This window comes from Sphingomonas metalli (assembly GCF_014641735.1).
Classification (GTDB): Bacteria; Pseudomonadota; Alphaproteobacteria; order Sphingomonadales; family Sphingomonadaceae; genus Sphingomonas; species Sphingomonas metalli.
On record NZ_BMIH01000002.1, the window covers coordinates 122860 to 137821 of the forward strand.

Annotated in this window: 18 protein-coding genes; 4 read left to right on the top strand and 14 right to left on the bottom strand. The window is 69.8% G+C overall.

Annotation, left to right across the window (positions count from 1 at the left end; translation table 11 throughout):
• Positions 1 to 13 precede the first annotated feature (13 nt).
• Entirely contained in the window at positions 14 to 2398 is a 2385-nt protein-coding gene (locus IEX18_RS06725; RefSeq protein WP_188657977.1) for a putative bifunctional diguanylate cyclase/phosphodiesterase, read from the bottom strand.
• Position 2399: 1 nt separating this feature from the next.
• Positions 2400 to 2990, bottom strand: a complete 591-nt coding sequence (locus IEX18_RS06730; protein ID WP_188657978.1) for a methylamine utilization protein — start codon at positions 2988 to 2990, stop codon at positions 2400 to 2402.
• A gap of 85 nt (positions 2991 to 3075) precedes the next feature.
• On the opposite strand from IEX18_RS06730, the gene IEX18_RS06735 reads away from it, so the two are divergent.
• From IEX18_RS06735 to IEX18_RS06750, 4 genes are read left to right on the top strand one after another with little or no spacing between them, the layout of a single operon-like run.
• Positions 3076 to 3945: a DUF3034 family protein gene (locus tag IEX18_RS06735; protein WP_188657979.1), complete on the top strand. Its 870-nt coding sequence runs from the start codon at positions 3076 to 3078 to the stop codon at positions 3943 to 3945.
• Between the two features lie 13 nt (positions 3946 to 3958).
• The gene (locus IEX18_RS06740; protein WP_188657980.1) at positions 3959 to 4423 is read left to right on the top strand and encodes a group I truncated hemoglobin; all 465 of its coding nucleotides are present in this window, start codon (positions 3959 to 3961) and stop codon (positions 4421 to 4423) included.
• A gap of 37 nt (positions 4424 to 4460) precedes the next feature.
• Positions 4461 to 5168 (top strand): GDSL-type esterase/lipase family protein, encoded by a 708-nt coding sequence (locus IEX18_RS06745; RefSeq protein WP_229664420.1) that lies wholly within the window; start codon positions 4461 to 4463, stop codon positions 5166 to 5168.
• 51 nt (positions 5169 to 5219) lie between these two features.
• Positions 5220 to 5855: a DedA family protein gene (locus IEX18_RS06750; protein WP_188657981.1), complete on the top strand. Its 636-nt coding sequence runs from the start codon at positions 5220 to 5222 to the stop codon at positions 5853 to 5855.
• On the opposite strand, the gene IEX18_RS06755 is transcribed toward IEX18_RS06750, so the two are convergent.
• From IEX18_RS06755 to IEX18_RS06810, 12 genes are all read right to left on the bottom strand, one after another.
• On the bottom strand, positions 5836 to 7206 hold the full coding sequence (locus IEX18_RS06755) for a hypothetical protein (RefSeq protein WP_229664421.1): 1371 nt from the start codon (positions 7204 to 7206) through the stop codon (positions 5836 to 5838). The genes IEX18_RS06750 and IEX18_RS06755 overlap by 20 nt on opposite strands.
• 301 nt (positions 7207 to 7507) lie before the next feature.
• Complete coding sequence (locus IEX18_RS06760) at positions 7508 to 7969, bottom strand: hypothetical protein (RefSeq protein WP_188657983.1); 462 nt, start codon at positions 7967 to 7969, stop codon at positions 7508 to 7510.
• Between the two features lie 14 nt (positions 7970 to 7983).
• On the bottom strand, positions 7984 to 8532 hold the full coding sequence (locus IEX18_RS06765; RefSeq protein WP_188657984.1) for a demethoxyubiquinone hydroxylase family protein: 549 nt from the start codon (positions 8530 to 8532) through the stop codon (positions 7984 to 7986).
• The gene (locus tag IEX18_RS06770; protein ID WP_229664422.1) at positions 8529 to 9026 is read right to left on the bottom strand and encodes a disulfide bond formation protein B; all 498 of its coding nucleotides are present in this window, start codon (positions 9024 to 9026) and stop codon (positions 8529 to 8531) included. Before IEX18_RS06770 ends, IEX18_RS06765 begins: the two co-directional genes overlap by 4 nt.
• Positions 9023 to 10369 (bottom strand): S41 family peptidase, encoded by a 1347-nt coding sequence (locus IEX18_RS06775; RefSeq protein WP_188658624.1) that lies wholly within the window; start codon positions 10367 to 10369, stop codon positions 9023 to 9025. Before IEX18_RS06775 ends, IEX18_RS06770 begins: the two co-directional genes overlap by 4 nt.
• A gap of 99 nt (positions 10370 to 10468) precedes the next feature.
• Entirely contained in the window at positions 10469 to 11653 is a 1185-nt protein-coding gene (locus IEX18_RS06780) for a murein hydrolase activator EnvC family protein (RefSeq protein ID WP_188657985.1), read from the bottom strand.
• A gap of 5 nt (positions 11654 to 11658) precedes the next feature.
• On the bottom strand, positions 11659 to 12081 hold the full coding sequence (locus tag IEX18_RS06785) for a 23S rRNA (pseudouridine(1915)-N(3))-methyltransferase RlmH (RefSeq protein ID WP_188657986.1): 423 nt from the start codon (positions 12079 to 12081) through the stop codon (positions 11659 to 11661).
• Between the two features lie 2 nt (positions 12082 to 12083).
• Positions 12084 to 12455, bottom strand: coding sequence for a ribosome silencing factor (gene rsfS, locus IEX18_RS06790; protein WP_188657987.1), 372 nt, complete (start codon positions 12453 to 12455; stop codon positions 12084 to 12086).
• Positions 12452 to 13084: a nicotinate-nucleotide adenylyltransferase gene (locus IEX18_RS06795; protein ID WP_188657988.1), complete on the bottom strand. Its 633-nt coding sequence runs from the start codon at positions 13082 to 13084 to the stop codon at positions 12452 to 12454. The genes rsfS and IEX18_RS06795 overlap by 4 nt, the downstream gene beginning before the upstream one ends.
• Positions 13081 to 13362 carry a type II toxin-antitoxin system RelE/ParE family toxin gene (locus IEX18_RS06800; protein ID WP_188657989.1) on the bottom strand — a complete coding sequence of 94 codons (282 nt, stop codon included), beginning with the start codon at positions 13360 to 13362 and terminating at the stop codon, positions 13081 to 13083. Before IEX18_RS06800 ends, IEX18_RS06795 begins: the two co-directional genes overlap by 4 nt.
• On the bottom strand, positions 13359 to 13613 hold the full coding sequence (locus tag IEX18_RS06805; protein WP_188657990.1) for a type 2 periplasmic-binding domain-containing protein: 255 nt from the start codon (positions 13611 to 13613) through the stop codon (positions 13359 to 13361). Before IEX18_RS06805 ends, IEX18_RS06800 begins: the two co-directional genes overlap by 4 nt.
• A 31-nt stretch (positions 13614 to 13644) precedes the next feature.
• Positions 13645 to 14907: a glutamate-5-semialdehyde dehydrogenase gene (locus tag IEX18_RS06810; RefSeq protein WP_188657991.1), complete on the bottom strand. Its 1263-nt coding sequence runs from the start codon at positions 14905 to 14907 to the stop codon at positions 13645 to 13647.
• Between the last annotated feature and the right edge of the window lie 55 nt (positions 14908 to 14962).

Consider the following 14962-nt stretch of genomic DNA (forward strand, 5'->3'; position numbering starts at 1 on the left):
TCGATAGGCTCCGTCAGGCCGCCGCCCGCACCAGGGGCGTCGCCAGCAGTTCCAGCGTGCTCGCCGCATCGACGGGGCGGCTGAACAGATAGCCCTGGATGCTGCCGCATCCCTGTTCGGTCAGCACCGCGAGCTGCTCGTCGTCCTCCACACCCTCGGCGGTGGTATCGGTCCGCAGTGCCGCGGACAGGTCGATGATCGCGCGCACGATCGCGGCCGCACTTGCATCGCGTGCCACCGGCGTGACGAAGGAGCGATCGATCTTGATCTTGTCGAAGGGAAAGCTGCGCAGGTAGCTGAGCGAGGAATAGCCGGTGCCGAAATCGTCGAGCGCCACGCGGACACCCATCGCGCGCAGACGATGGAGAAGCGCCACGACCGGCCCCTCCCCGTCCAGGAAGACCGATTCGGTGATCTCCACCTCGAGCCGGCGCGGCTCCAGCCCGCTGATCGCCAGCGCCTGGAGCACTACCGTCTGGAAGCCGGGGCTGCGGAACTGCAGCGCCGACACGTTGACGGCGATGCGAACATGCTCGGGCCAGCGGGTCGCGGTGCGACAGGCCTCGCGCATCACCCACTCGCCGATCGGCACGATCAGGCCCGTCTCTTCGGCGACCGGAATGAAATCCACCGGCGACAGCCAGCCGCGATCGGGATGGTGCCAGCGGAGCAGCGCCTCGAAACCGCCGATCCGCTGCGCCTTGAGATCGAAGATCGGCTGGAAGGCGAGCGTGAACTGCCCCTTGGCCACGGCCTCGCGCAGGTCGAGTTCGAGCATCCGGCGACGGCGCGCGGCCTCGTCGAGCGCCGGTTCGAAGAAGCGCATCACCCCGCCGCCGTCACGCTTGGCGTCGGCCAACGCGAGATCGGCGTTCTTCAGGAGGGTGTCGGCATCGTTGCCATCGCTCGGAGCGATGGCGATGCCCATGCTCACACCGATCGGCACCGCGTGAGCCTCGACCATCATCGGGACGGCGAAATGGTCGAGGATCGCCTGACCGAGCGCGCGCGGGCGATCGGCTGCGCCGCCTTCCAGCACCAGCGCGAATTCGTCGGCGCTCAACCGGGCGATGAAGGCATCCGGCGCCAGCTCGGGCAGGAGCGTGGCGATCCGCCGGAGAAGCGCATCGCCGGCGGGATGGCCGAGGGTGTCGTTCACTGCGTGGAAGCGGTCGAGATCGAGCGACAGAACCGCCGCCTGGCCGCCCGTACGCCGGACGCGGGCGCTCACCTGGTCCAGCGTCTCGCGCAGCGATACGCGGTTCGGCAGTCCGGTCAGCGGATCGTGGAAGGCGAGATGGGCGATCCGTTGCTCGCGCTCCGCGATTCCTGCCGCCATCCGGTTGAAGCTGGCGGCCAGTCGCCCGATCTCGTCGCGGCCGGACACCTGGACGACCGTGGGTGCGCCCTCCTCGAGCTGTTGCGCGGCGCGATCGAGCGCGGCGATCGGCCGGGCGATGTTCCGCGCGAGCCGTCGGCTGCCCGCCATCACCAGCAACAAGCCGGCCAATCCCGCCAGCCCGATGCCGAGTTGCAGAGGACGATAGGGCGCCATGGCGAGGCCATAGGGATAGCGGATCAGCAGTGCCGCCTGCGGCTTGGCGCCGATGCCGGCGAGCGGGCGGGCGATCGCGAGGGCGTCGCCGTCGGGCAGGTCGAGCAGGGCCGGCGCCGAGTGCCGGTCGCCCTTGCCGTCCGGCGCTCCGCCCAGCGCCTCCAGGGCGTCGGACGGCGGCACGGCGCCGTCGATCGACACCCAGCGCCCGTCGTCCGCCCGGCGCAGCATCGTCGCGATCAGCGGAATCGCCGACAGTTTCTCGAGATTGCGCATCTCCGCCGCGTCGAGCGGGACGGCGAAGACGACCCAGCCGATCTCGGTCGGGGCGAGCACCGGCGACAGGACGAGGCGATAGACGGTGCTGCCCGCCAGGATCACCACGTCGCGACGGCCCGGTGCCATGGCGAAGGGCACGTCCGCCGCGACCCGGGCGACGCTGGCGGTGCCGCCGATGACCCCGCCGTCCAGATCGACGAACATCGCGATCGGCACGCCCGCGCGCTGCCGCAGACTGACCAGCGCGGAGGCGATGGTCGAGCGGTCGCCGCTCGCGGCGGCGCTGCGGAAACCGAAATCGCGCGAGAGCACGTCGGCCGCGCTGCGCAGCGACTGTTCGCGCAGCGACCACAGACGGTCGTAGACCGCACCGCTCGCCACCAGCTCGGCGGCGACGGTCGTGCGTGCATTGCGGCTGACGACGACCTGCGCGACCAGGGCGATCCCGATCAGCGCCACCGCGAACAGCGCCGCGTATAGCGTCGCCAGTCGCGTGCGCAGCGAACCGAAACGGAAGCTGCGGAGGCGTCCGCCGGTCTGGGCGAGGACTTCGGATACCGTCATCTCAGTGCCGGACGGTGAGCGTGGTGGACAGGCCGGACGCGCCGATCTGCGCCGTTTGCGAGAGCGTGTTGCCCGGCGCGCGGATCGATGGATGCCAGACCTGCACCGTCACCCGCCCCGCCGGCACATCGGCGAAGCGGGCATAGCCTGCGCCGTCCGACTGGATGGCGAATGGCGTCGCGGTGACGACGACGAAGCCGCTCATCGTGTCGTGGATGTTGCAGCCCAGCGCGACCACGCCCGGCTGGTCGAAGGTCACCGTGCGGCTGTCCTCGCGTCCGTACAGCTTGAGGTCGAACTTCTTGGGCCGGGAGAAGGAATAGACGTGATGGCGCACCTTGTCGCGATTCGGGAAGGCGACGGTCGCGCCGACGGGCACGATCAGGACATGCGGCTGGAACTGGATGTCACGCTGCTCGACCGCATAGGTGCCGCGCGGAACGGGTGCGGCAACGCCCGGCGCGGTCACGGTGACCACCGCTCCGGACAGGGGCGCGCCATCAGCCCCGCGCACCGTGATGGCGACGGGCGCGGCGGCGGCCGCAGTGGCGAGAGAACAGGCGAGCGTCGCGCCCAGCAACCGGCAGATCATGGCACGTTCCGTAACCCGGGCCCGATTGCCGCATCGTAAATCCCGCCTTTACGCGGCATCAACCACGACGATCTATCCGATGCGGATGCGACTGTTCTGCTTGGCGATTTTGAGCCTGTGCCTGCCCGCCTCCCCCATCCTTGCGGCCGAATACCGATCGGGCGGCAAGCTGCTGCTGACCGACGGGATATCGACCGTCGAGGGCGCGGGTGGCGGCGGCATCGCCAGCTGGGCTACGATCGCCGGGCAGGAAACCGACGCCGGTATCGGCGGGGCGGCGCATGCGACGCTGGTGGCGCTGCCGGCCTTCACCCTGACCGCATTGGGCGCCTCGATCGGCCTGCGCGACCGCGTCGAGCTCTCCTATGGCCGCCAGCGTTTCGATACGCGTGCCGCCGGCGCCGCGCTCGGTCTCGGCCGCGGCTTCACCTTCGGACAGGACATCGTCGGCGCCAAGCTGCGCCTCGTGGGCGATGCGGTGTACGACCAGGATCGCTGGCTGCCGCAGATCAGCGTCGGCATCCAGTACAAGCGCGCGAACCAGGACACGGTCGTCCGGGCGGTCGGCGCTGCGCAGAGCCGCGGCACCGACCTCTATGTCGCCGCGACCAAGCTGCTGCTGGCGGAGGGTCTGGTCCTGAACGGCACACTGCGCTGGACCAAGGCCAATCAGCTCGGGCTGCTGGGCTTCGGCGGTGACGGCCGTCGCGGCCGCAGCGTCCAGTTCGAGGGGTCGGCGGCCAAGCTGCTCAGCTCCCGGCTGGTGGTCGGGGCGGAGTTCCGGTCGAAGCCCGACAATCTCCGCTTCGCTCGGGAAGACCATGCGTTCGACCTGTTCGCAGCCTGGGCGATCGCGCGGCACCTGACCGTCACCGCCGCCTATGCCGACCTTGGCAGCATCGCGACCGTCCGGCGCCAGCGCGGACCGTTCCTGTCCCTTCGCACCGCCTTCTGAAAGTCAGACACCGATGATCCTCACCCTCGCCCTGTCGCTGGCTCTCCAGACGCCGCCCGGCGAAGAGTCGGTCGCGCCCTATGCCCGGAGCGACGCCAATGCCGGCGCCACTCCCTTTCCCGACGACCGGCTGTGGCGGACCTTCGGCGCAGCGCCGGGTGTCGCGCGGATCGTCGACCGGTTGGTCGAGCTCAACCAGAACGATCCCCGTATTGCCGACATCTTCAAGGGACAGGATCTGGTGCGCCTTCGCCGCGTGCTCAAGGAACAGTTCTGCTACATCCTTGGCGGTGGCTGCACCTATAGCGGACGCGACATGAAGGCGGCCCATCACAATATGGGGCTCCAGACCGCGGACATGGCGGCGCTGGTCGAAAATCTGCAGCGCGCGATGCGCGAATCCGGCGTGCCGTTCGCGGCGCAGAACCAGCTCCTCGCCAAACTGGCCCCGATGAAGCGCGTCGTCGTGACCCGCTGAAGCGACCGGCTTGCCCCGGATCGATCGGGGCGGCACGATGGTCGCCATGCTCCCGATCGCCCGCCGCTCCCTGCTGACCGTCGCGGCGCTGTGCGGCATCGGCGCCGCCCGGCGGAGTGCAGCGGCGCAGAGCGATGCCGACTTCGCGAACCTGGCCCGCTACGCGGACGACAATCGTCGGCTGATCGCCGCCGGTCACCATGGCGGGATCGTCTTTCTCGGCGACTCGATCACCGAGGGCTGGGGCGCGCTGCGCCCTGCCGTCTTCGGCGCGAACCGGATCAACCGCGGCATCAGCGGACAGACCAGCGCCCAGATGCTCGTGCGCATGATGCCGGACGTCGTCGCGCTCAGGCCGCAGGCGCTGCATCTGATGGCGGGCACCAACGATGTCGGCGCCTTCGGTCCGGACGCGCCGGATCGGCTCGCGGCGAACCTGACCGCGATCTGCCAGATCGCCCATGCGAACGGCATCGCCGTCCTGCTCGCATCGGTTCCGCCGACCGACGCGCTGCCATGGCAGCCGGGGCTGGAGACCGTCGGGCCCATCCGCCGGATCAACCGCTGGATCGCTGCCGAGGCGCCGCGCCTCGCCGCCCGCATGATCGACTACACGCCCGTATTGGCCACCCCGGCAGGCGCGATGCGGCCGGGCATGGCGGGCGACGGCGTCCATCCCACGGCCGATGGTTTCGCGGCGATGGAGACGGTGCTGCTACCGGTGCTGCGCGAGCTGGGCCTGTAGCGCACGGCTGCGAGTTGACCGCGCGCAGCGCATCGCCCAAGCGCCGGGACCATGTTCGAGACGATCATCGCCGCGCTGGCCAATTTCATCATCGGGATCATCGCGTCGGGGGGCTATCTCGGCATCGCGCTGCTGATGGCGATCGAAAGCGCCTGCATCCCGCTGCCGTCCGAGATCATCATGCCGTTCGCCGGCTATCTCGTATCGACGGGACGGTTCGACCTGTTCCTCGCCGCCACGGCCGGCGCGCTGGGGTGCAATCTGGGCTCGGTCGTCGCCTATGAGATCGGCAAGCGCGGGGGGCGCCCGGTGGCGGAACGCTGGGGCAAGTACCTGCTGATCGGCGCCGACGAACTCGATGCGGCGGACCGCTTCTTCGCGCGATGGGGGAATCTGGCGGTCCTGATCGGACGCTTGCTGCCGGTCATCCGCACCTTCATCGCCTTTCCCGCCGGTGTGGCGCGGATGCCGCTCGTCCCCTTTCATCTCTATACGTTCCTCGGCTCCTGGCCCTTCTGCCTGGGACTGGCGTGGATCGGCATGACGCTGGGCGACAGGTGGAACAGCGATCCGCGGCTCAAAGCCTTCTTCCATCAGGCGGATCTGGCGATCGGGCTGGTGCTGGTGGCGGCGATCGGCGTCTATGTCTGGCATCGGGTACGCGGGATCAGGCGGAACCGCGGCTGATCGCGCGGGTCTTCCCGATCACGAAGGCGAGAAGGGGCAAGGCCAGGACGAGATAGAGCGCCAGCCCGTGCCACGTCGTCCAGCCCCACCATTCGCTGGGAACGGTGCGCAGGTCGCCCCGGCTGAAGCGCAGCTCGTACACCGCCGACCAGAGCGGCCAGCGATATTCGGGCGGCGCGAAGATCTCGGCTGCCGCGACCATCAGGTTGATGACCATCGACAGGCATAGCAGCACGATCGCGCTCGAACGGGCCCAGCCGCCTTCCTGCCACACCCAGGCGAGCGGAAGCGCGGCGAAGCCGATCAGCGGCACGGCATGCCGCGGTCCGGTCGCATTGCCGCCGTCCCAATAGAAATACGCCGCGTTGACGAGCAGCACGACCGCGATCGCAGCCGCCAGCATGGCGGCCAGGCTGCGGGTCCTGGCGCGCTCGCCCGCGATCGACAGCCCGAGCGGCGCGAGCACCACGACCGGCGCGACCCACAGCAATCCGCGCCGGTCACCAATCAGGATCTCCAGGAGCACCCTAGCGCGGGGCACACCCAATCCGAACAGGCCCTGCTTCATGCCGTCGAATCCCTGCACCCCGGCATAGGCGATGCGGAACGGCTCGCCGAACGCCAGGAGGTTATAGGCAAGAAGCGGGAGCAGCGCTGCGGTTCCGGCCGCTGCGGCGAAGCCGAGCAGTCGCGCGCGATCGGGGTGGCGGCGCCACTGCCAGGCCGCCCAGACGGCGATGACGAGGCCGGCGAGCACGGCCTGATATTCGATCACCACCGCCCAGCCCAGCGCCGCGCCGGCCGCCACCGCCCAACCCGGTCGGGAACGGCGGAACCCGGCCACCGCGATGATATAGAGAGCGGCCACCGGAGCATGACCGGTGATCGTGGTCGACCATCCCCAGACCGGCGTTCCCAGCGCATAGGCGATCGCCGCGAACAGCGCCGCCGCCGCGCTGCCGGTCAGCCCCAGCGCCATGTCCCAGAGCAGCACCGCGGCGATCGCCGTCAACAGGGCCGGCCCGGTCGCCACGGCCATACGCTGGCGCAGGCGCAGGAAGCGGCCGAGATGGGGATCGCCGAACACATGCGGGACGGCCGAGGAACGCTCGCCGCCGGCCCAGGTCATGGCGGCGACGGCAGGCAGCGCCATCAACGTCATGCCCGGCGCCTTGTCGAGATAGGCATGGCCGTCGAATTCGGCCTTGTCGATCGTCAGCGGCGCGAAGGAGTCGATCCGGGCGCTGCCGTCTTCGACCAGCGCGATCGCGGCGAACAGGCGGGTGGCGTTGTTGGGATTGAACTCCCATGAGCCGAACCATGCGATCGACAGCCACACGAGCAGGAACAAACCCGCCGGTATGGAACGGGGAACCGGTGCCGGATTGCGCGTCATGTCCCTGCCCCCGTCTGGTGGCAGATGCTGTAGACGAAGAGGGCGGCGGCGCGAAGTCGATTGGCTTTTCGTCTACTCTCCCGGCATTCGCCCCCGTCTGTCACCCCGGCGAAGGCCAGGGCCCGGCTGGGAAGGTCTTTGTAACGGCACTACACCTCACCAACGTCCCCATACTGGGCACTGGCCTGCGCGGGGGTGACAAACGGGAAGCAGTCACCTCAGCGGCGACGATACCCCCCGGCACCAAACCCAGCCGTTATTGAGGGGCCCGCGCCTCTTCTTCCTTCCGGGCCTTGTTGACTGCCCGATTGGTGCGCGCGGCCTGGCCGAAGCAGCCGGTCGCCCCGCCCGCGCCCACCGGTGAGCAACTGCCGGTGCCGTTCACGCCGGTGCCGACGTCCAGCGTCTCCTGGGCCCGCGCCGCCCAGCTGCGGTTCTCGGGTGTGATCTCGAGGTTACGCAGCTCCTTGGGAACGCGGAACTGCTCGTCGGCATTGCGCCGCTCGCAGATCACGATCTCCTCGCCGTCGCTGTTCGTCGGGCACCGCTCGTTGCCGTAGAGGATCAGAACGCCGTTGACCGGTGCCCCCTTGCCGACGCCGGCCTGCTGCTGCACCGGCCGCGGCTTTTCCGCCCCGGGCAGCGCCGCCGCTTGCTGCTGCGCCGTCGCGGGCACCGCCGCGGCCATCACGGCCATCATCGCCAGCGTCCTCACCATCACAGTCCCTTCCCTCAGATTCGTTTGGCGGCCGCGATCGCGACCTTGCAGCCCAGCCGGATCACACCGGACAAGATCGGATAGCCGAAGGCGTTCTCCGCACCCGAAGCCAAAGCGTGGTCGCGATGCTCCAGTTCCTCCGCCTGGAAATCGGCGATCGCTGCGGACAGTTCCGGATCGCTGTCGCCGAGCGTCTCGAGCTGCTCGGCATAGTGCTTGTCGATCTCGGTTTCGACTGCGGCGGTACAGGCCATGGCGGCGTCCGGGCCGAGCGCCGCGGTAACGGCGCCCAGCGCGAAGCCGGCGACGTTCCAGAATGGCTGGAGCAGCGTCGGCCGCACGCCCCGCTCGACGATCATCCGGTCGAAGAAGGCGCGATGCCGCTCTTCCTGCGCGGCCATATGATGGATCGCGCGCGAGGCCGGATGACGATCGCCGAGCACCGCCAGCTGACCGGCATAGATCCGGGTGGCGCCATATTCGCCGGCCTGATCGACGCGGATCATCGCATCGGTCGATCGGGCCTCGCCGTCTCGTCGGTCGCCGGGTCGCCAGCCGCTCATCGCACGCTCCTCGTCAGGGTCAGGAGGAAGATGGTGGCTGCCCCCGCCAGCGAGAAGATGGCGTTGAACCCCGCCAGCGAAATACCGGCCAGCGTCCACGGCGCACGATCGCAGCGGACCAGCGGCGCGTGCATGATCGCATCGAGCCGCCCGGCCGCATCCAGCCCGCCGAGTTGCAGCGTGGAGGTGCAGGCCGTGAAGCCCGGCCACCAGCCATATTCGACCCCGGCATGCGCGATCCCGATCCCGCCCGACACGGCTATGGCCACGGCCGCGAGAAGGACGAGCGCCCGCCGAACCCCCGCTCCGGGCACGAAGAAGGCGAGGCCCGCAATGGCCAGCGCCGCGTAATGCGGCCAGCGCTGCCAATGGCAGAGCTGGCACGGATAGAGGCCGCCGAACAGCTGGGATCCCCAGGCGCCCGCGAGCAGCGCGAGGGGCAGCCCAAAGGCGAGGACGTGCGCCGCCCCGAAGCGGCCGATGGCCGCCCTCACTTGGTGGCCACCTTGGCCTTCGTCGCGGCGGCAACCTGCGCCGCGCCGCCGAGCCGCGCCACCGTCTTCAGCGCGTAATAAAGCTGGAAGTCGTCGATGCCCTGCTTCTTCAGCGCCTCGGGGGTCGCGGCGAAGCGCGGATCGTCCTTCGCGTCCTCCTCGATCGTGCGATCGTCGGCCTTGCCCTCGTTGATCAGATGACGGCGCAGATCCGCCTCCCGGATGACCGGACGGCTCTTGTAATCGGGGTCGCTGATCTGCGGCACGGCGATATCCGGCTCGATCCCGCCTTCCTGCACCGAATGGCCCGACGGCGTATAGTAGCGCGCGGTGGTGATCTTGAGCGCGCGATGCGGCCCCATCTCGATCACCGACTGGACCGATCCCTTGCCGAAGCTCCGCTCGCCCAGGATCAGCGCACGATGATGATCCTGGAGCGCGCCGGCGACGATCTCGGAGGCGGAAGCCGTGCCCGCATCGGTCAGGACGACGACCGGCAGGCCACCCGTGACGTCGCCCGGAATACGGCTTTCGGCGTAGTAGCGCTCGATATCGGTCCCGCGACCGCGCTGCGAGACGATCTCGCCCTTGTCGAGGAAGGTGTCGGCGACCGCGACCGCCTCATCGAGCAGGCCGCCGCCATTGTTGCGCAGATCGACGACATAGCCCAGCGGCTTGCGACCCAGCGCCTGGTTGATCGCCGCCACCGCCGCGCGCGTCTCGGCGCCGGTGTTCTTCGAGAAGGTGTTGATGTTGATATAGCCGACCTGGCCGCGCACCTCCCACTTGACCGGCTTCTGGACGATCCGCTCGCGCGCCATCGTCACGTCGATCGGCTTGTCGTGGCCCGATCGCACCAGCGACAGGGTGATCTTGCTGCCGGGGACGCCCCGCATCTTCGCCACCGCCTGATCGAGCGTCAGGCCATAGGCCAGCTCGCCGTTGACGCGCAGGATCAGGTCGCCGGCCTTCACCCCGGCGCGGTCGGCGGGCGTATCCTCCTGCGGCGCGATCACCTTCACCGCGCCGTCCTGCATGCCGACAGTCAGGCCAAGGCCGCCATAGGCGCCGTCGGTCATGATGCGCAGATTGTCGTAGTCGACGCCGGTCTCGTAGACCGAATGGGGATCGAGCGCGGCGAGCATGCCGTCGATCGCGCCCTTGATCAGCGTCTTGTCGTCGACCTGATCGACATAGTTCGCCTTGATCCGGTTGAACACGTCGAGGAACTGGTCGAATTCGCGATAGGTGTCGCTATCCGCCGCCGCCATGGCAGCGGTGGCGAGCGGTATCGCCGACATTGCGGCAGCGATCGCGGTGGCAGTGAGCAGCGGACGACGCATCATGGACCTTATGGCAGACGGGCGGCCATCCTAACGCCTCCCGCGCGTCGGAGCAAAGCAGCTCTGCGCTGAACGGCGGATGACGGCACGCCTTCGTCCCTAGCCGATCAAGGCCGCGGCATCGATCGGCTCGCCGCGGCGGCGCAATTCGACGGTGACGCGCGGCTCCTCCACCGTCGCGGCGCGGCCGAGCGCGTCGCCGGCGCGGACGGTCTGGCCGAGTACGGCCGAGAGCGGCCCCATGCCGGTGACGAGGCTGGTCCAGCCCCCGCCATGGTCGATGATCACGATCCGGCCATAGCCTCTAAAATGCCCCGCATAGCGGACGGTCCCGTCGGCGGGCGCGACCACTTCGGCTTCCGGCGCGACGGCGAAGGTCAGGCCGCGGGAGCGTACGCCGGCGTCCGAGATCTCGCCGAAGCCGGTGACGAGCTGACCTTCGACGGGCAGCCGGTAGATCTGCGACGGCGGTGCCTCCATCCGCACCTCGCCCACGGCGCGCGGGGTCGGCGCCGGCAGCTGGGCGAGGATCGCGACCACCGCCTGGCCGCGTCCGGCCTCTTCCATCTGCTCGATCAGGTCGCGGGCATTCTCGCCCAGGGCGAGCGCGCGATCGCTCTCGGTCAGCGCACCCTGCCCCAGCTCGGCGGCCCGCGCACGATGCTGCGCCTCCACCGCGGCAAGGGCGGCCTGTTCGGTATCGAGCCGCCGCCGCCCGGCCCGCAGGGCCTGCCCGGCCGCGACCGCGCGGGTGCGCAACGCCCGCGTTTCGGCCACCTCGGACCGGATGCCAGCCGTCCGCTGCCGAATCGCCGGGATGACGGAGGACAGGACGGCACGCAGATGGACGAGATCGTCGACCGATCCCGGCTGCGCCAGCGATGCGGCAGCCGGCCGCATCGTCAACGACTGCATCGCCGCCAGAAGTCTCGCGAGCGGTGTCTGCTGCTCGGCCAACGCCGCCCGCCGCGTCGCCAGCAGCCGGGCGACGATCGCGGCGCGAGCCTCCGCGGCCTCCAGCCCAGCCTGCGCCGCCGCGACCCGCTCTGCCAGCCCCTGTTGTTCGGTGGCGGCGCGGCCGGCCGCATCGCTTTCCATTGCCGCCGCCAGCAGCAAGCGCTCGGCCCGCTGGCTGGCGAGCGCCGCCTCACGTCGGGCGATGGCGAGGCGCTGGCGCTGCGCCGCCAGCGATGCATTGGCGGCGGGATCGACCGGGATCTGTTGCGCGGCGACGCCTGCCGCCAGAAGCACCGCAACACCCACCGGGATCGCCCACAGCCGCATCCGCATTACCCCTCGCGGTGATAGGGGTGGCCGGCCAGGATGCTGGTGGCGCGGAACAGCTGCTCGGCGAGCATCGCGCGCGCCAGCATATGCGGCCAGGTGGCCCGGCCGAACGAGAAGAGCAGGTCCGCATCCGATCGCTCGGCCGCGTCGAACCCGTCCGCGGCGCCCAGCAGGAAGCGCGCCTCGCGCACCCCGTCGTCGCGCCACCGCCCGATCCGCTCGGCAAAGGCCATCGATGTCAGCGGCTCGCCCTTCTCATCCAGCAGGATGCGGCGGCTTTGCGGCACAGCGGGCGGCTCCCTGCCGCCGGTATCGGGCAGCTCGGTCACGCGCGTCGGCCAGATGATCCGCTTCAGATAGCGCTCGACCAGCTCGCCTTCCGGCGAGCGGCCGATCCGCCCGCGCGCGACGATGTGCAGCAGCACCGTCAGCTAAGGGCGGGCGCTGCCGGCGCGTCGCCGAACGACCACATCCGCTCCAGATTGTAGAAGGAGCGCACCTCGGGCCGGAACAGGTGGACGATCACGTCGCCAGCATCGATCAGCACCCAGTCGGCCGTCGGCAGCCCTTCGATCCGCGGGCTGCGGCCGGTCTCCGCCTTGATCCGCTCGGCGAGCTTCATCGCCATCGACGCGACCTGGCGCGTCGAGCGGCCGCTGGCGATCACCATATGATCGGCGATCGTCGACTTGCCCGCGAGCGGGATCGAGATGGTCTCCACCGCCTGATCGTCGTCGAGCGATTGCAGCACCAGCCGGTGCAGCGCCTCGATCTCGGCAGCGTCGTTGGATCGGTTCACGGAAGGGGAAGTGGCCAAGGGAACTCCTGGGAGGACGGCCCGCTTGCGAAACGGCGGTGCCAGTCGGGATCACCGGCACGCAGGCCGGTGGCGGACGTCGGATCGGGGCGGAAGCGCAGCAGCACCAGGGCCGGCAAACTCCACGTCGTCCATCGTTTCGCGGCCGACCGCGGTCGTCGATAGCGCCGCAGCCAGGCCATCGCGGGGGCCGCGAGGGCACGTGCATCATATCCCGGACGGGCGACGACCGCAATCGGGATCGCACGCGCGATCCCCCGCCAGTCGCGCCAGCGGTGGAACTGGGCGAGATTGTCGGCACCCATGATCCACACGAACCGCCGATGCGGGTGCCGCCGCTGGAGCCGGCGGATCGTATCGACCGTGTAGCGTGTCCCGAGTCGCGCCTCCACCGCCGTCGCGCGAATGGGGGCCCGCCGCGCCATCGCCCGGGCGGAGGCGAGCCGTGCCGGGAGCGGCGCCATGCCGGCGGCCGGTTTCAACGGGTTACCCGGCGACACCAGCCACCAGGCATCGTCCAGACCGAGCGCATCGATCGCCGCGAGCGTGATCCGCCGATGCCCCGAATGGGCGGGATTGAAACTGCCGCCGAGCAGGCCGGTGCGGGTCATTCGCCCCACCAATTCTCTCGCGCGTTGCGAATGCGCAGCACGTCGATACCGTCCGGAACTGTTCGATAGATCAGGATATAGTCGGAACCGGTGATGCTCCACTTGCGCGCATCGCCGCCCAACACAGCACCGGCCCGGGGAAATTCTGCGAGAAAGGTCGCTGCCTTCATGATACGGGCCAGCAGATGATCCACATACCGCCCGTCGAGCGGTCGATAATAGCCGTCAATTTCTTCTAGATCGCGGCGCGCCTCGACCGCCCAGCGGATGAGGTTCATTCAGCGGCGGCTTGACCGATTTGTTGAGCAAACCAGGCTTCCACCTCTTCCTGCGTGTGGAATTCGCCGCGATCCAGCGACTCCTCGGCCTCGTGGATCTTGGCCGCCAGTCTCAGGTCAGCCTCGGCAGCGCGCCGGATCACTGCGTTGACGAACGCCTCCAGCGTCAGGTGCCTCCATTCGGCGGCCTGTTCTGCCAGCGCCAGCAATTCCGCGTCGACATGGATAGGCAGAGAGACGGGCATCGTCATAGCATCAACCTATGATCGCCCGACCGGCTAATCAACCGCGCACCTGCCCTGCCCCGCGGCCGATCCACTTATAGGTCGTGAGCCCTTCCAGCGCGACCGGGCCGCGGGCGTGGAGGCGGCCGGTGGCGATGCCGATCTCCGCGCCCATCCCGAACTCGCCGCCATCGGCGAACTGGGTCGAGGCGTTCCACAGGACGATCGCCGAGTCGACCCCCGCCAGGAAGCGCTCGGCGACCGCTTCATCCGCGGCCACGATCGCGTCGGTATGGTGCGAACCGTGCCGGGCGATATGCGCCATCGCCGCGTCCACGCCGTCCACCAGTGCGGCCGATGCGATGGCGTCGAGATATTCGGTATCCCAGTCGGCCGCATCGGCGACCGCGATACCCGTCGCCGCCGCCAGCGCCGCGTCGCCGCGCACCTCGCACCCGGCAGCCACCAGCGCCCCGACCAGCCCTTCGGCATCGGGAAAGGTGCGGTCGATCAGCAGAGTCTCCATGGCGCCGCAGACCCCGGTCCGCCGCATCTTCGCGTCGAGGACGATGCGCCGCGCCATGTCGGGCTCGGCCGAACCGTCGACATAGACATGGTTGATGCCGTCGAGATGCGCGAGCACCGGCACGCGCGCCTCCGCCTGTACCCGCGCGACCAGTCCCTTGCCCCCGCGCGGCACGATCAGGTCGATCACGCCGGAGGCCGCCAGCATCGCGCCAACCGCCTCGCGATCGGCGACGGGCACCAGCTGCACCGCATCCATGGTCACGCCCGCATCGGCCAGACCGGCGACGAAGGCGGCGTGCAACGCCCGGTTGCTCGCCAGCGCCTCGCTGCCGCCACGCAGGATCGCGGCATTGCCGCTCATCACGCACAGCGCGGCGGCGTCGGCGGTCACATTGGGCCGGCTCTCGTAGATGATGCCGATGACGCCGATCGGCACGCGAACGCGCGTCAGCACAAGGCCGTTCGGCCGCGTGCGCGAGTCGATCACCGCGCCGACCGGATCGTCGAGCCCGGCCACGGCCTCCACCGCGTCGGCGATGGCGCCGAGCCGTGCGGGATCAAGGCGCAAACGGTCGAGGAGCGCAGGCGACAGCCCCGCAGCCTCGCCGCGCGCGACGTCTTCGGCATTGGCAGCCAGGATTTGCTCGGCCGCGGCGCGAATCGCTGCCGCGGCAGCGTGAAGCCCGGCACGCTTCGCCGCGGTCGGCAGACCCGCCAGCGCATCGGCGGCGGCGCGGGCGCGTTCGCCCATCGCAGTGACGATCCGGGCGGGGCTGGTATCGATGTCGGCCATGATGGGTCCTGCTAGCATGGCTGCGGCGGCGGCGCCCAGCCCTGCCGCGCGCCTC

Excerpts from the sequence above, each read along its gene's own strand:
- IEX18_RS06730 (WP_188657978.1), bottom strand. The coding sequence starts at position 2,990 with ATGATCTGCCGGTTGCTGGGCGCGACGCTCGCCTGTTCTCTCGCCACT.
- IEX18_RS06810 (WP_188657991.1), bottom strand. The coding sequence starts at position 14,907 with ATGGCCGACATCGATACCAGCCCCGCCCGGATCGTCACTGCGATGGGC.
- IEX18_RS06795 (WP_188657988.1), bottom strand. The coding sequence starts at position 13,084 with ATGACCCGCACCGGCCTGCTCGGCGGCAGTTTCAATCCCGCCCATTCG.
- IEX18_RS06780 (WP_188657985.1), bottom strand. The coding sequence starts at position 11,653 with ATGCGGCTGTGGGCGATCCCGGTGGGTGTTGCGGTGCTTCTGGCGGCA.
- IEX18_RS06805 (WP_188657990.1), bottom strand. The coding sequence starts at position 13,613 with ATGACGATGCCCGTCTCTCTGCCTATCCATGTCGACGCGGAATTGCTG.
- IEX18_RS06725 (WP_188657977.1), bottom strand. The coding sequence starts at position 2,398 with ATGACGGTATCCGAAGTCCTCGCCCAGACCGGCGGACGCCTCCGCAGC.
- IEX18_RS06735 (WP_188657979.1), top strand. The coding sequence starts at position 3,076 with ATGCGACTGTTCTGCTTGGCGATTTTGAGCCTGTGCCTGCCCGCCTCC.
- IEX18_RS06775 (WP_188658624.1), bottom strand. The coding sequence starts at position 10,369 with ATGCGTCGTCCGCTGCTCACTGCCACCGCGATCGCTGCCGCAATGTCG.
- IEX18_RS06765 (WP_188657984.1), bottom strand. The coding sequence starts at position 8,532 with ATGAGCGGCTGGCGACCCGGCGACCGACGAGACGGCGAGGCCCGATCG.
- IEX18_RS06800 (WP_188657989.1), bottom strand. The coding sequence starts at position 13,362 with ATGAACCTCATCCGCTGGGCGGTCGAGGCGCGCCGCGATCTAGAAGAA.
- IEX18_RS06750 (WP_188657981.1), top strand. The coding sequence starts at position 5,220 with ATGTTCGAGACGATCATCGCCGCGCTGGCCAATTTCATCATCGGGATC.
- IEX18_RS06760 (WP_188657983.1), bottom strand. The coding sequence starts at position 7,969 with ATGGTGAGGACGCTGGCGATGATGGCCGTGATGGCCGCGGCGGTGCCC.
- IEX18_RS06745 (WP_229664420.1), top strand. The coding sequence starts at position 4,461 with ATGGTCGCCATGCTCCCGATCGCCCGCCGCTCCCTGCTGACCGTCGCG.
- IEX18_RS06740 (WP_188657980.1), top strand. The coding sequence starts at position 3,959 with ATGATCCTCACCCTCGCCCTGTCGCTGGCTCTCCAGACGCCGCCCGGC.